This window comes from Enterobacter wuhouensis (assembly GCF_035835995.1).
GTDB classification, from domain to species: domain Bacteria; phylum Pseudomonadota; class Gammaproteobacteria; order Enterobacterales; family Enterobacteriaceae; genus Enterobacter; species Enterobacter wuhouensis.
In genome coordinates this window covers 652,386-666,802 of the sequence record NZ_CP142124.1, presented here as the reverse complement: position 1 = coordinate 666,802, position 14,417 = coordinate 652,386, and the positions used below count along the sequence as shown (strand labels likewise).

Here is a 14,417-nt window from a genome sequence, read left to right as displayed (position 1 = left end):
ATTCCCCTCTCAGTCTGGAGCAGTTATGGTTACCCTCGGTAAAGCCGATCTTATTCTGGTTAACGGCCAGTTTCACACCGTCGATCGCGAGAACCCTCTCGCGGAAGCCGTTGCCGTGCGCGACGGAAAATTTCTGGAAGTGGGTACCGTCGCCGAGGTGATGCAACACCACTGCGACGGCACCAAGGTGGTCGACTTAAAAGGCCACACCGCCATCCCCGGCCTGAACGACTCGCACCTGCACCTGATCCGCGGCGGGCTGAACTACAACCTCGAGCTGCGCTGGGAAGGCGTGCCGTCCCTGGCCGACGCCCTGCGGATGCTGAAAGAGCAGGCCCTGCGCACGCCGTCGCCCCAGTGGGTGCGCGTGGTGGGCGGCTGGACCGAGTTCCAGTTTGCCGAGCGCCGCATGCCGACCCTCGATGAAATCAACGACGCCGCGCCGGACACCCCGGTCTTCATCCTGCACCTGTACGACCGCGCCCTGCTCAACCGCGCCGCGCTGAAGGTGGTCGGCTACACCAAAGACACGCCGAACCCGCCGGGCGGCGAGATCCAGCGCGACGCCAACGGTAACCCAACCGGGATGCTGATTGCCCGTCCGAACGCCATGATACTCTACGCCACGCTGGCCAAAGGGCCGAAGCTGCCGCTGGAGCAGCAGGTCAACTCCACGCGCCAGTTCATGCGCGAGCTGAACCGCCTGGGGCTGACCAGCGCCATCGACGCGGGCGGCGGCTTCCAGAACTACCCGGAAGATTACGAGGTGATTGCCGAGCTGCACGAGAAAAAGCAGATGACCATCCGCATCGCCTACAACCTGTTTACCCAGCGTCCGGGCCACGAGCTGGAAGACTTTGAAAAATGGACCGACATGCTCACGCCGGGCCAGGGCAGCGACTTCTTCCGCCACAACGGCGCGGGCGAGATGCTGGTCTTCTCCGCCGCCGATTTTGAAGATTTCCTCGAACCGCGCCCGGACCTCGCGCCGGGCATGGAGGACGAGCTGGAGCGCGTGGTGCGCCATCTGGTGGAGCACCGCTGGCCGTTCCGCCTGCACGCCACCTACAACGAATCCATCAGCCGCATGCTGGACGTTTTCGAGAAGGTGAACCGCGACATACCGTTCAACGGCCTGCACTGGTTCTTCGACCATGCGGAAACCGTTACCCAGGCCAACATCGACCGCATCAAAGCACTGGGCGGCGGCATTGCCGTCCAGCACCGCATGGCCTTCCAGGGGGAATACTTTGCCGAGCGCTACGGCATCGAAGCTACCCGCCACACGCCGCCGGTGGCGAAAATGCTCGAGACCGGCGTGCCGGTGGGCTTAGGGACGGACGCCACCCGCGTGGCGAGCTACAACCCGTGGACCGCGCTCTACTGGCTGGTCTCCGGCCGCACCGTCGGCGGGATGCAGATGTACGACCATAGCGCCCGCCTGGATCGCGATACCGCCCTGATGCTCTGGACCCAGGGCAGCGCGTGGTTCTCCAGCGAGCAGAACCAGAAGGGGCAAATCAAGGTCGGCCAGCTCGCCGATCTGGCCGTGCTCAGCAAAGACTACTTCCGCGTGCCGGAAGAGGAGATCAAGGGCATCGAGTCCGTCCTGACGGTGGTCAATGGCGACATCGTCTATGCCGCAGGCAGCTTTGGCCCGCTTTCTCCGCCTGCCATTCCGGTTCTGCCCGAGTGGTCCCCGGTGGTGAAGGTGCCAGGCCACTACCGCAGCGCGCCGCCGCAGGCCGCACGCGTCGGCATGAGCCCTATCCACCACTGCAGCGGCCCGTGCGGGGTTCACAGCCACCAGCATGATCTCGCCCGCACGTCAGAGATGCCGGTGTCCGACGATAACGCTTTCTGGGGGGCGCTGGGCTGCAGCTGCTTTGCATTCTGATGAAAAACACCACTATGCCGCCCCGGGTCGACCTGGGGCTGTTCTTCCTGCGCCTGACCGGCAGCCTGCTGCTGCTGTACGTGCACGGCCTGCCGAAGGTGCTGCACTTCAGCGAAGAGCTGACGCGCATTGAAGATCCGTTCGGCTTCGGGCCTTACGCCAGCCTGATCCCGGCGATTGTCGCCGAGGTGGTTTGTCCGCTGTTTATCATTGCGGGCGTGTACACCCGCCTGGCGTGCCTGCCGATTATCGCCGTGCTGCTGGTGGCGATGCTGGCGGTCCACCCGAACTGGTCGATTGCCGAAGGGCAGTTTGGCTGGCTGCTGCTGATTATCTTCACCACCCTCGCCCTCACCGGGCCGGGCCAGTGGCGGCTGCAGCGTAAGGCAGCGGAGAGGTTCGCATGACCCAGGTTAACGACGTTCGCGACGCACACGTCGAGACGACGCCCGCATCGACGGTTTCGCCCTGGCAGCCGCTGAGCCAGCCGGTGTTCCGCATGCTGTGGATCGCCACGGTAGTCTCTAACGTCGGCTCATGGATGAGCGACGTCGGCATCAACTGGAGCATGCTGACCCTGAGCGCCGATCCTTTGGATATCGCGCTGGTGCAGGCGGCCAGCAGCCTGCCGATGTTCCTCTTCGCCCTGCCGTCGGGGGTGATGGCGGACATCGTCGATCGACGTAAATACCTGCTCTTCTCCCAGCTGTGGGTGTTCATCGCCGCCGCCGGGCTGACGGTGCTCTCCTTCACCGGACACGTTACCCCCGCCGTTCTGCTGGTGGCGACGTTTTTGCTGAGCGTGGGCGCGGCGATGAGCTCGCCGCCGTTCCAGGCCGTGGTGCCCGATCTGGTGAGCAAGCCGGCGCTGGGCGCCGCCGTGGCGCTGAACTCGCTCGGGGTGAACATCAGCCGGGCGATTGGCCCCGCGCTGGGCGGTTTCCTGCTGTCGCTCGCCGGGCCGTGGATGGTGTTTGCCCTGAACGCACTGTCCGTGGTCGGCGTGGCGTGGGTGCTGTGGCGCTGGCGTCCGGCGCCGTCCATTCAGCGTCTGCCGCCGGAGCACTTCTTCTCTGCGGTGCGCTCCGGGATTCGCTACGTTCACGCCGCGCCGGTGCTGCGCAACGTGCTGGTGCGCACCGTGGCCTTCTTCGTTTTCGGCAGCGCGGGCTGGGCGCTTCTGCCGCTGGTGGCGCGCCGCGAGCTGGGCTTAGGCCCTGCGGGCTACGGCGTGATGCTGGCGTGCATTGGCCTGGGGGCGATTGCCGGGGCGATCCTGCTGCCGCGCCTGCGCCAGCGGCTGGACGCCGACCGCCTGATGGTGGCCGCCAGCCTGACCTTTGCCCTCACCATGCTGGCGCTGGCGTTCGTGCGCCACGTCTGGCTGCTTAACCTGTTTGAGTTCTTCACCGGCTTCGCGTGGATTGCGGTGCTCTCCACCCTCAACCTCGGCGCGCAGCGCAGCGCCGCCCGCTGGGTGAAGGCCCGCGCGCTGGCGGTTTACCTGACGGTGTTCTTCGGATCGATGACCGCGGGCAGCGCCATCTGGGGGCAGATCGCTTCCCGCTTCGGCACCCCGACCTCGCTGGTGGTCGCCACGCTGGGGATGGTGCTGGCGAGCGCTACCGTGTTCCGCTGGAAGCTGGAGAAAGATCCTGATTTAAATCTCGACCTGAGCGGCCAGCCGCTGGACGGCGTGGAGATTGACCTGCCGAACGAGCGCGGCCCGGTGCTGGTGTCGCACGAGTACATCATCGACCCGCAGAACACGAAGGCCTTCCTCGAGGCGGTCCACGAACTGCGCCGGGTGCGCCGTCGCGCCGGGGCGATGAGCTGGGCGGTGTACGAGGATATTGAGCGCCCCGGCCTGTTTATCGAGACCTTCCTGATGGGCTCCTGGATCGAGCATCTGCGCCAGCAGGAGCGCCACACCATGAATGACCTCCTGCTGCAGAGCCGCGTTCTGGCTTTTCATCAGGGCACAACATCACCGGCTATTCGCTACCTGGTCGCGCCGGTATAACCATAACCATCACCTGCACAGGAACACACTATGGCAACGTTTAAGGCAAAAGACGGCACGCAGATTTACTACAAAGATTGCGGCGCGGGCAAACCGGTTCTCTTCAGCCACGGCTGGCCGCTGGACGGCGACATGTGGGACAGCCAGCTGAACTATCTGGCCGAGCGCGGCTTCCGCGCCATCGCCTTTGACCGTCGCGGCTTTGGCCGCTCGGATCAGCCGTGGAACGGCTACGACTACAACACCTTTGCGTCCGACATCAACGACCTGATTACCACGCTGGACCTGCAGGACGTGACGCTGGTGGGCTTCTCCATGGGCGGCGGCGACGTGACCCGCTACATCAACAACTACGGCAGCGCACGCGTTGCCGGCCTGGCGCTGCTGGGCGCGGTGACGCCGATCTTCGGTAAATCCGACAGCTACCCGCAGGGTGTGGATCAGAGCGTGTTCGACGGCATTCGCGACGGACTGCGTAAAGATCGCGCCCAGTTCATCAGCGACTTCGCGACGCCGTTCTACGGCATCAACGCCGGGCAGACCGTCTCTGCCGGTGCCCTGACCCAGACGCTGAACATCGCCCTGCTGGCGTCGCTGAAGGGCACCATCGACTGCGTGACCGCGTTCGGCGAAACCGACTTCCGCCCGGATATGGCGAAAATCGACGTGCCGACGCTGGTGATCCACGGCAGCAACGACCAGATCGTGCCGTTTGAAACCACCGGCAAGCTGGCGGCAGAGATGATCAAAAACGCCACGCTGAAGGTGTACGACAACGCGCCGCACGGCTTCGCGCTGACCCACCAGGACCAGCTCAACGAAGATCTGCTGGCGTTTGTGAAGTCGCTGTAAGTTCCCGAGGCTGACGCCAGAAGGCGTCAGCCTGAATATGCACTTCCGGGCATACCAAATTTGAGCGTAGAACTTCCTCTCCCTTGTGACTAGTATTCCTTCATTTCAAAGGGAGACTACATAAGATGAATATCCAGTTTCATAAGCGGCTAACTCGAAAGTTTATCATCGCTATTTTAACATCCTCTTCATTTGTCACAGCCTGTACATTTAGCGTTATATGGTTCTATCTTGCGAATATTGACCGGCTTGATATTTTATATGATGCGTTGAGCGTGAGTAGCGCAGTAGGAATAATATTTGGGTTTACCCTTGTCTCACTACTTGGCTTCAGCCTTGTCATTTTTATCTCATCTTTCCTTGCTTACTTAATTTACACCGCACATGAGAAAGAGTTTGTTAAATACGAAGGTTTGACACATAGCTTTACCTCAGTCTGTTTTGGTAATAGCGTTGTAATGTGCGTTGTGCTTATCGGAGCGTTCTGCTTACAATTTTTTCTGCATGTAAATGGTTTTATCGTTCTTGCCTTAGCGATAGCCATAATACTGGCCGCATCGTATGGCTTATGCTACAAGCTTATGTTCAACGTTCAGTCATATAAGGATGTTGATGATACGCGTGATGTAAAATATTTACAGAAAAACGCCGTCAGGAACTGGCTGCCTCTGTTATTGATTGCCCCTGCTTTTACACAAATCTTCCCACTCATTTTTATCGCGGGTCAGCTAGATTTTAACGAAGAAAGTAATACATTCTTACAGGTTATCATTTTCCTTGCACTCTCGGTCGCGATGATTATTGTGGGTATCTTCCCAGGAATGATCCTGATAAACGAAAAGAAAAATAAAAATTTATTGCAAATAATCATTTATACACTAATCATTATTCCTGTCAGCATGCTTGTCCTGACAATGATTTTCCGCCCCCCCCCCAATATGATCATTAACATGACCATGAACCTTTCCGGCATTAGCGACTGGCGCACACATCAATATTACATAGATACTCACACTCACCCGCCAGCGATGTTTGATGGTTTAACATGGAACACACGTTACTATAAAGATATCCCTTCGAGATTCTTTATCACCGGCGTAAACATTTTCTCGCTTGGAAACATTCAGCTTATTTGCCCTACGCAAATCAATCATGCCAGATCGCTGAGCCTGAAAACTACGCCAGACAACTTTGACGAATATGACCTTCGCATAAAACGGTTAAAAAACACCGCTATGAAATGTATCCCGTTTAAGAAGGATGAGATACACCAATGGGATTCGCCTTTAGCTGAGCCTGTTTATTTTCAGAAAATTAAATCTACCGGTGATAGCCTCTTATTAAAGTTGCTTCATGATATTAAGTAGCTTTTTTAAGAAACGCCCGCAACGCGGGCGCTACTTAATCAATTCACCGTAAGCGGAGGCTCATGCTTCTGCCCGGGCTCACCGGATTATGGCCATAATCGACGTGCCGACACTGGTGATCCACGGCAGCAACGACCAGATCGTGCCGTTTGAAAGCACCGGCAAGCTGGCGGCAGAGATGATCAAAAACGCCACGCTGAAGGTGTACGACAACGCGCCGCACGGCTTCGCGCTGACCCACCAGGACCAGCTCAACGAAGATCTGCTGGCGTTTGTGAAGTCGCTGTAAGTCATTACGCGAAGCCTGATGGCGCTTCGCTTATCAGGCCTACATGCCCCGTGCGATTTGTGGATGCACGGGGTTTTGTTGGCCTGTGCGATTTATTGACTCACGGGGTTTTGTAGGCCGGGTAAGGCGCAGCCGCCACCCGGCGCTTTCGCTGACGCGTTCCGCTCCGCCAGCAGCCGACAAATCTCCGCGTGCTTCTCCTCGGTAAAGGTAAAGCGCGACATAAACACGATGCGGATCAGCGACCCTATCGCCGGCAGCAGGCAGATCCCGAAGAACAGCCCCGACAGCACGCCTTCGCTCTGAACTTGCGCCTGCGGCACGTAGCCAATCATCGTCAGAAACACGCCGATTAACCCGCCGCCCACCGCCACCGACATCTTGCCGGTAAAGGTCTGCCCGGAGAAGGTGATCGCCGCGCAGCGCTTGTTCGTGTGGTACTCCGCGTACTCGATGGTGTCGGCAATCATCGACGAGGTGAGGATGTTGGTCATCATCACGAACAGCGTGCTCAGGCCGAGCAGAATAAACAGCATCGTCACCTGCTGATACCCGACAAACCACATCACCACGCGCACCGCCACGTCCAGCCCGCAGAGGATCATAAACAGCTTCCGCTTCTGCATCCGCCGCGTCAGCATCGGCGCGACCAGGCACAGCACCGCCGCCACGATCCCCATCACGCCAATTGCCATCTGAAGGCTGCCGTCACCCAGGTTGTTGATAAAGAAGTAGATATACAGCCCGCCCGCCACGTTGTGGAACACGCAGAAGAAGAACGACAGCAGGACGATAAACAGCGGCTTGTTCTGGCGCAGGTTGTGGAAGGTGTCGCGGATGGTCACCTTTTCCGGGCTCGGCGGCACGCGCTCTTTGATCTGCATAAAGCCGTTGAGCATCAGCGGCAGGCCCACCAGCATCATCACCAGCGCCGCCATAAAGTAGCCTTTATCGTTGCTGTACTGGGCGAAGAACGCCGCCAGCTTCGGGAAGAAAATGTTGGCGCAGGCAATCCCGGCGTTCACCCCGAGCATCGCCGCCGTCACCGCGCGGGTGCGCTGGGCGGAGTCGTTGGTCATCACCGACGACATCGACCAGAACGGGATATCGGAGATGGCGTACAGCGTCCCCCACAGGATATACGTCACCCCGGCGTAGAGGATTTTGGTGGTCATGTCCGCTTCGATTTTATAGAACGACAGCAGCGTGACGCCGGTGATCAGCAAAGGCGCGATCAGCAAAAAGTGGCGAAATTTGCCGAACCGGCTGTTAATGGTGTCCATTATGCTGGCAAACAGCGGATCGTGAACCGCGTCCCACGCGCGGGCAATCAGGAAGATGGTGCTCGCCGCCAGCGCCGAGATCCCCAGCACGTCGGTGTAAAAATAGTTAATAAACGAACCCACTAAACCAAAGCTAAAACACTGACCTAAACCATAGCCAAAATAAGACCACAACTCGCGAGACGGTATTTTCATTGTCGTTGCCATTGTTAAATGCCTGCCTGGTTGCCCGGCGGTGGTCCGCCGGGTCGATATTATTAGCCCTGAACTTGCGGGGCGATCTTGCGCAGCTGCTGCATTAATGCGATTTCACGGCGTGAGAACGGGATGCCGTTCTCCTCAAACACGTCGTGGAACCAGAGGCGGCAGTAGTCCATGGACTCCTTCATCACCACCGGCCACGGCAGCCACGTCTGGGTTTTGCCGCGCACCAGCCCCCACTGGTACGGCGCGACCTTCGCCGCGTACATCAGCGGGAGCTGCTCTTCAATGGTGCTGCCCACGTGGCGCGCCAGCCATTCGGTGCAGAACAGCGGGCGGCCGAGCGTTTGCAGCTGCTGGATAATCGCCGTCATGCGCCCGGTGTGGGTGTAGGCGTGGAAGCTCACCACGTCCGAGAGCGCCAGCGCGGTCTGGTCCAGCGGATGCTGGAAGAACGTCTCGCCCTCCTCTTCCGGCGGCAGACGCCACGCGCAGACGGTGAGCGGCTGGGTCGGATCTTCTTCACGCACCCACTGGAATGCGAGCTTCATCAGCGCGTGCGCGCAGGTCTCCAGCTTCGCGTCGTACTGCACCTCCTGCGTGCCGGTCGCGAAAATGCCGCGGTTGCCCGGCTCGTTATAGAGATCCCACAGCAGCACGCGCTTATCCTCGCGGAACTGGCGGACAACGTCGCGGATATAGAGTTCAATGTGCGGCCAGCTTTCGGGATCGCACACCCTGTCGCGCCCCGGGCTCGCTGCCGCCTGGCTGTTGTGCTTGCCCGGTACGGGCGGCTTTTGCGGGCCGAGGTACGGCTCGTCGCCGGAGAAGCCGCAGTCGTCCATCAGGGTCAGCATGGTGCTGAAACCATGACCGTCGGCAATCGTCAAAAAGCGGTCGATGCGCGCCATCAGCCCGTCGCGGTCGTGCTCCCAGACGATAAACGGCAGGTTGATGCGCAGGGTGTTGTAGCCCGCGTCCGCCGCCCAGCCCAGCTCGCGCTCGATGGTGGCGGCATCGAAGGTCTCTTCCTGCCAGATATCGGTCCAGTTCACCGCCGTCGACGGCAGATAGTTAAACCCGCACAGCCAGCCTTTTTGCTCGTACCACGCCTGTGCCTGCTCCCTGCTCCACTGCTCTTTCATTACGCGTCCTCTTACTGATAATATTTAGCTAATAAATATTAGTTGCGGGATAAATGCGCAAATCACGGCGTTTAGAAAAGCGATGCCCCTCACAAAGTTCACGCTTCGATGAATGAGAAACGTGATCGACGGCGCTAAAGCGTGCGGTTAGGGTATGATGCGAATTCGCGAAAGGGAGAGGACGGATGAAGCGAAAAACGAAAGTGACGATGAACGATATTGCGCGGGCGGCGGGCGTGTCGCAGGCGACGGTATCGCTGGTGCTTAACCAGTCCCGCAACATCAAGCTCAGCGACGACACCCGCCAGCGGGTGATTAACATCGCTACCGAGCTCGGCTACGACCGCCTCCCCGCCGTCCACGCCCCGCGCAACCAGGAGGAGATCGCCCTGCTGGTCAGCTCCATGCAGAGCTTCGACCCGTTTATCGACGCCATCAGCCAGGCGCGGGAAGCCGCGTGGCGCAACGAGACCCTGCTCACCGTCTACGACTACGGCGACGACATCGAGCTGGCCCTGAACATCATCCGCCAGCTGGAGAAGCGCAACTGCATCGGGATTATTCTCGCGTCTCCGGTCACCACGCTGGTGGACATGACGGCATTCCAGGACTGCACCCGCATCCCGCTGGTGCTGCTCAACCAGCGCGACCCCGGCTCGCCGCTGCTGCCGTCGTTTATCCCGGACGACTACGCCAACGCCTTTCAGGTCACTAAACACCTCATCGCCTGCGGGGCCACGCGCATCGCCCACATCACCGGGGAGAGCTGGATGGAGGCCTCGCGCCAGCGTCTGGCGGGCTACCAGGCGGCATTACAGCAGGCCGGACTCGCGTGCGACGACGGCCTGGTGCGCCAGACCAACTGGCAGTTCAGCGAGTCCTTTACTGCGACGACCTCTCTGCTGGAACTGGCCGAGCGCCCGGACGCCATCTTCTGCGCCAGCGACTGGCTGGCGATTGGCTGCTATCAGGCGCTGGCGGTTAACGGCGTGCGCATCCCGCAGGACATGCTGCTGGCGGGCTACGACGACCAGAAGATCTCCGAGCAGCTCACCCCGCCGCTGACCAGTATCCAGTTGCCCTACAGCGAGCTGGGACGGCTGGCGGTGGAGTACCTGTGCAATCAGGAAGATGCCGCCACGCACGTGACGCTGGCGGGCAGGCTGAAGGTGCGCGCCTCAAGCCTCGTCTGAGGTAAACACCATGCCCGCGTAGGGCTTCTCGCGACACGCCGCCAGCCGCGCGGCGAGGCTGCCCACGTGCAGCTCCAGCTTGTGCCCGTCCGGGTCGAGAAAATAGAACGATGCCCCCTCGCTTTTGTTCTGCTTCCAGACGGTGACGCCCGCCTGCTCCAGTTTGTTCGAGAACGGTTCAAAATCCTCTTCCGCCACGGTAAACGCGTAGTGGGTGTAGTCGCTCTCCTGCGGCGGCACATACTGGCGCACCTCGTCGTACGACAGGCAGACCCACAGATCGCCACAGGTGAGATAGGCCCCGGTATTCCAGCGGGCGTGCAGCGTCAGCCCCAGCAGCTCGTGCCAGAAGGTGACGCTTTTTTGCAGGTCGCTGACCGCGAGGGTCAGATGGTTGAGTGATTGCAGCATGACGTGCCCTTTTGTTTTTCGCGCCGGACGTGATACGGTAAAGAGATGAACATAAACCACGCCGTGCTCACCGTAAACCGCTGGTGGCTGCCTTCTTAAAGGCGGCACGGAGTAGTTTTTCCCATTTTCATATAGCCGCCGAAAGGCGGCTTTCACATTTCTAAGACCCCTTTCGGCAACTGCACATTAAGGAGTCTTTATGAACGCCCCCACCATCCTCACCGGCGACCGCCCAACCGGCCCGCTGCACCTCGGCCACTTCGTCGGATCGCTGCGCCAGCGCGTGGCGCTCCAGCAGACGCACAGCCAGTTTGTGCTGATTGCCGACCTGCAGGGGCTGACCGACAACGGCAGCAACCCGCAGAAGATCCGCGACAACATCCCCGAAGTGCTGGCCGACTACCTCGCCGCAGGCATCGACCCTAACCTGACCACGATCTGCCTGCAGTCTGCCCTGCCCGCCCTCGCCGAGCTGACGATGCTGTATATGAACATCGTCACCGTCGCCCGCGTGGAGCGTAACCCGACGGTGAAAAACGAGATTGCGCAGAAGGGCTTCGCCCGCTCGCTGCCGGTCGGGTTTATGGCCTACCCCATCAGCCAGGCGGCGGACATCACCGCGTTTAAGGCCGAGTGCGTGCCCGTCGGCGACGACCAGCTGCCGATGATTGAGCAGACCAAAGAGATTGTGCACAAGATGAACAGCCTGCTGCCCGTTCCGGTGCTGCGCCACTGTAAGGCGATGCTGAGCGACACCAGCCGCCTGCCCGGCATCGACGGCAGCGCCAAGATGTCGAAATCACTGGGCAACACGCTGCACCTTTCGGCCAGCGAAGAGACCATTCATCGCGCGGTCAGCGCCATGTACACCGACCCGAACCACCTGAAGGTCTGCGACCCGGGACAGATTGAGGGGAACGTGGTGTTTACGTACCTGGACGCGTTTCATCCGGACAAGGAGAAAGTGGCGGCAATGAAGGTGCACTATCAGGCGGGCGGGCTGGGTGACCGGGCGTGCAAGAACGAGCTTGAAGCGTGCCTGCAGGAGCTGATTGCGCCGATGCGGGAGCGGAGGGCGATGTATATGCGTGACAGGGGCGAGTTGATGGCGATGCTGAAGCGCGGGACCGAACGGGCGCAGGGGGTGACGCAGGCGACGTTGAGGGAGGTGAAGGTGGGGCTGGGGGTGCCGGTGTTTTGAGAGTGATATAGATAACAATCCCGGCGCAGGGCCGGGATATTTATCAGGCGTTACGCTTAATTACCGGAATATCGCCGGTGTCATTTAATGCTCCCGGAAATGTTTTTAACCACTGTGCGACTTTCTGCTTATTTATATTCACCACGCTCATACCTTCCAGGCATCCCCATAATTCTCTTGTATGCTGTGGCGTAATCACAATGCAATCTTTCATGGCGCGGATTTTCACGGGCATGCCGTTGATAAAGCCCGCACGGGTTAACCAGTCGCCACCCAGCAGCAGGTATTTCATGTCTATGCGTGCATAGAGTTCGCAGCAGGCTGCACTGTCCTGCGGCGTTTCCGCGCGGGGATGGACGGGCGCCGCGTTGGGCTGGTTGCCGTGAAGACGGCGGGCGCTGTTTTTGCGTACCAGCTCGCGGTTTTCAATCACGCCGGTGAAAGCGTCTGATTCTGTTTTGCAAACAGTAAACTCTGGCTTAAAATTCGTCGCAGCCATATACAACTCCTTACTAGTTGGTTGTGGTTAGCGGTATGGGGGTGTTGCAGCACCTTCATATCGCGAATTCTCTCTTTAGATATTACTTGATACTTCCTTCGCCGTTCGGCGTAATTTCTGGTGCTCATTATACAGAGCTGAATATAAATACAGCGGTTTGGGTGGGGTAAATTTGGAATTTGCGAGGGAGATTCAGGAAAAGGGTTGGGTCAGGGAAATTACGCAGCGAGGACTATCAGAATATAAGGTGAGCGCCCGCATGGCCCTCAGAGCAACCATTCGCCGATCTGCGGGCTGGCAATGAGTCGTTTTATTATCAAGTTCGGAGAACGACTGAGCGATCCTGAACGTCTACAGCTCCTTTAATGTCTGCGCCGCCATCGTCCTTAAGCCACATGTAAGCCGGAATAGGCATTTTACAAACTCCTTTTAGTTGTGATTTTTTTCGTGATGAACCAGTAGCAAACAATCGTTAAGAGCAACTGAAAGCCCACAATCGCCGCCAATGTGAAATTTGAATACGTTTGATCTGGGAATAAAGACTGATAAGGCAGCAAGCGAAATAACGCCCAAAACAGGAAGGTAAACCCGAAGATTTTAGCTAACCGTCGCAATGTGGAACTGAACCACTCTCTGGGGATGCCTGCTGGACTAACTTTGTGTGTCGCGCCACTGTACGCCGTGGTAATGGCGCTCATGACAGGTACGCTGATTAATATATTGATTAAGATGCTAAAATAGTCGTCTAACGATTCCCAAACTTCTAAATCAGGTTCACCCAAAATGAAGCGGGTAAACTTATCGGCGCTCTGGAAATCAAAAAGCCCCGTAATAGAATTAACTAATCCATCATACGGAACCATTGCAGCAACGATCAGCACAACAACAGCGAACAGCACTATCTTGATGAATAAACTAAGGGCATGTTTTGCCATTGGAGATCACCTCAATCGTGCCGTATGCCTGTAGCTTCCTCATGCAAGGAACATCTATTCTTTGGCTTCTCAACAGAGCATTACGCAACATGGCAAATCAGAATCATGTGGGAGAGTGATACAACCTTCTGATAGTACGCCTGGATGCAAACGGAAATTGCCACGCTGAACGCTCTCAATCCATGTGTAATCGTCGATCCCCCAATCATCACGCCATAATGCGAACCATTCAGAATGTTTGAACGTTGCACCATTGGCGAAGTGATTATAAATGTCTTTTCCCACTGTGTTTAGCTGTGACTTGAGTCCACCTTGAGGGCGGTCAACAATCCAGTATTTACCCGCTGGTACTGGCCCCTCTTTGGGGATCATTCCACATGCTCCACGATTACGGTAAGCACCATTACCAGAGAAAGCTAAAAACGTGCCTATACCCGGAAACGATAACGGAGAGTAGTACGCATCATTAATTACGAACTTTCCATGTAGAGCCATAGATAACCCTTTTATCTATAATGATTTGTTGGCTTATCGTACTCCTGCGCAATCGGACATAAGAAGGTTTTCTTCCGAGAGACCTCTGATTTTCAGACAATAGCCCGTTGGTGGTAAGACAACGTGTAAGGCCGTTAGGCGGTAACATCAGAGGTGTGTCAGGAAGCAAAGTTTATCAAGTTGACCATGTACCCTCAGGGGCGAGACCGAACCGCTGGCAGAGTGACCTGCTCCCTGATGTTAGTAATGTCTTCATAAGCCACATGAGGACATCCCCATGAAGAGGCGTTTTTCCGTCTGGCGTAATTACTGCTGCCTATTATACAGAACTGAATATAAATACAGCGGTTTTGCGATAGGTAAATTTGGGAAATACGAGGGGGATTCAGGGAATGGGTTTGGGGGATACTGGTAAATCGCTGGCTTGAAAATCAGTCTTATTTTCCTCATCCAGAAATCTATTCATTCGCTAAATTGCCTTAGACGACAAATTCATCGCATCCAGCCCTTCTTCTCAGATCCCACAAAAATTCATCAAACCTATAGATTAACGATTTACATCACCCTGGTTTTGTTATGTGATCCTGTTACAGGCTTTAGTAACGCCCTGCCCAGCCAACCGTAAC

Annotated in this window: 12 protein-coding genes and 3 pseudogenes; 8 read left to right on the top strand and 7 right to left on the bottom strand. The window is 57.7% G+C overall.

Features of this window, described 5'->3' with window-relative positions; all coding sequences use genetic code 11:
- The first annotated feature begins 25 nt into the window (after window positions 1–25).
- The 6 genes and pseudogenes from VPX56_RS03235 to VPX56_RS03210 form a co-directional block, all read left to right on the top strand.
- Complete coding sequence (locus tag VPX56_RS03235; RefSeq protein ID WP_326469840.1) at window positions 26–1,897, top strand: amidohydrolase; 1,872 nt, start codon at window positions 26–28, stop codon at window positions 1,895–1,897.
- The gene (locus tag VPX56_RS03230) at window positions 1,897–2,304 is read left to right on the top strand and encodes a DoxX family protein (RefSeq protein WP_032643915.1); all 408 of its coding nucleotides are present in this window, start codon (window positions 1,897–1,899) and stop codon (window positions 2,302–2,304) included. The genes VPX56_RS03235 and VPX56_RS03230 overlap by 1 nt, the downstream gene beginning before the upstream one ends.
- The gene (locus VPX56_RS03225) at window positions 2,301–3,920 is read left to right on the top strand and encodes an MFS transporter (RefSeq protein WP_326469838.1); all 1,620 of its coding nucleotides are present in this window, start codon (window positions 2,301–2,303) and stop codon (window positions 3,918–3,920) included. The genes VPX56_RS03230 and VPX56_RS03225 overlap by 4 nt, the downstream gene beginning before the upstream one ends.
- A 30-nt stretch (window positions 3,921–3,950) precedes the next feature.
- A complete protein-coding gene (locus VPX56_RS03220) occupies window positions 3,951–4,772 on the top strand; it encodes an alpha/beta fold hydrolase (protein WP_326469836.1) in 822 nt (273 codons plus the stop codon).
- 125 nt (window positions 4,773–4,897) lie between these two features.
- Window positions 4,898–6,139 carry a hypothetical protein gene (locus VPX56_RS03215; RefSeq protein ID WP_326469834.1) on the top strand — a complete coding sequence of 414 codons (1,242 nt, stop codon included), beginning with the start codon at window positions 4,898–4,900 and terminating at the stop codon, window positions 6,137–6,139.
- Between the two features lie 88 nt (window positions 6,140–6,227).
- Window positions 6,228–6,428, top strand: a pseudogene (locus VPX56_RS03210) (alpha/beta fold hydrolase); the annotation flags it as partial.
- A gap of 92 nt (window positions 6,429–6,520) precedes the next feature.
- On the opposite strand, the gene VPX56_RS03205 reads toward VPX56_RS03210, so the two are convergent.
- Both VPX56_RS03205 and VPX56_RS03200 read right to left on the bottom strand, forming a co-directional pair.
- On the bottom strand, window positions 6,521–7,918 hold the full coding sequence (locus VPX56_RS03205; protein WP_326469832.1) for an MFS transporter: 1,398 nt from the start codon (window positions 7,916–7,918) through the stop codon (window positions 6,521–6,523).
- A 50-nt stretch (window positions 7,919–7,968) separates the two neighbouring features.
- Window positions 7,969–9,057: a cellulase family glycosylhydrolase gene (locus VPX56_RS03200; RefSeq protein WP_326469830.1), complete on the bottom strand. Its 1,089-nt coding sequence runs from the start codon at window positions 9,055–9,057 to the stop codon at window positions 7,969–7,971.
- A 185-nt stretch (window positions 9,058–9,242) separates the two neighbouring features.
- Here VPX56_RS03200 and VPX56_RS03195 point away from each other — a divergent pair, with 185 nt between their 5' ends.
- Window positions 9,243–10,250, top strand: coding sequence for a LacI family DNA-binding transcriptional regulator (locus tag VPX56_RS03195; RefSeq protein ID WP_326469828.1), 1,008 nt, complete (start codon window positions 9,243–9,245; stop codon window positions 10,248–10,250).
- Here the strand turns inward: VPX56_RS03195 and fosA are convergent.
- Window positions 10,236–10,661, bottom strand: a complete 426-nt coding sequence (gene fosA, locus VPX56_RS03190) for a FosA/FosA2 family fosfomycin resistance glutathione transferase (RefSeq protein ID WP_326469826.1) — start codon at window positions 10,659–10,661, stop codon at window positions 10,236–10,238. The two genes, VPX56_RS03195 and fosA, sit on opposite strands and share 15 nt — an antisense overlap.
- Window positions 10,662–10,860: 199 nt before the next feature.
- Between fosA and trpS the strand changes: the two genes are divergently transcribed.
- Entirely contained in the window at window positions 10,861–11,862 is a 1,002-nt protein-coding gene (trpS, locus tag VPX56_RS03185) for a tryptophan--tRNA ligase (RefSeq protein ID WP_326469825.1), read from the top strand.
- Between the two features lie 43 nt (window positions 11,863–11,905).
- On the opposite strand, the gene VPX56_RS03180 is transcribed toward trpS, so the two are convergent.
- From VPX56_RS03180 to VPX56_RS03165, 4 genes and pseudogenes are all read right to left on the bottom strand, one after another.
- On the bottom strand, window positions 11,906–12,361 hold the full coding sequence (locus VPX56_RS03180; protein WP_326469824.1) for a SymE family type I addiction module toxin: 456 nt from the start codon (window positions 12,359–12,361) through the stop codon (window positions 11,906–11,908).
- A gap of 337 nt (window positions 12,362–12,698) precedes the next feature.
- A pseudogene (locus tag VPX56_RS03175) lies at window positions 12,699–12,776 on the bottom strand (type VI secretion system tube protein Hcp); the annotation flags it as partial.
- Between the two features lies 1 nt (window position 12,777).
- The gene (locus VPX56_RS03170) at window positions 12,778–13,296 is read right to left on the bottom strand and encodes a hypothetical protein (protein WP_326469823.1); all 519 of its coding nucleotides are present in this window, start codon (window positions 13,294–13,296) and stop codon (window positions 12,778–12,780) included.
- Window positions 13,277–13,791, bottom strand: a pseudogene (locus VPX56_RS03165) (DUF2778 domain-containing protein). The gene VPX56_RS03170 and the pseudogene VPX56_RS03165 overlap by 20 nt, the downstream one beginning before the upstream one ends.
- Window positions 13,792–14,417 lie beyond the last annotated feature (626 nt).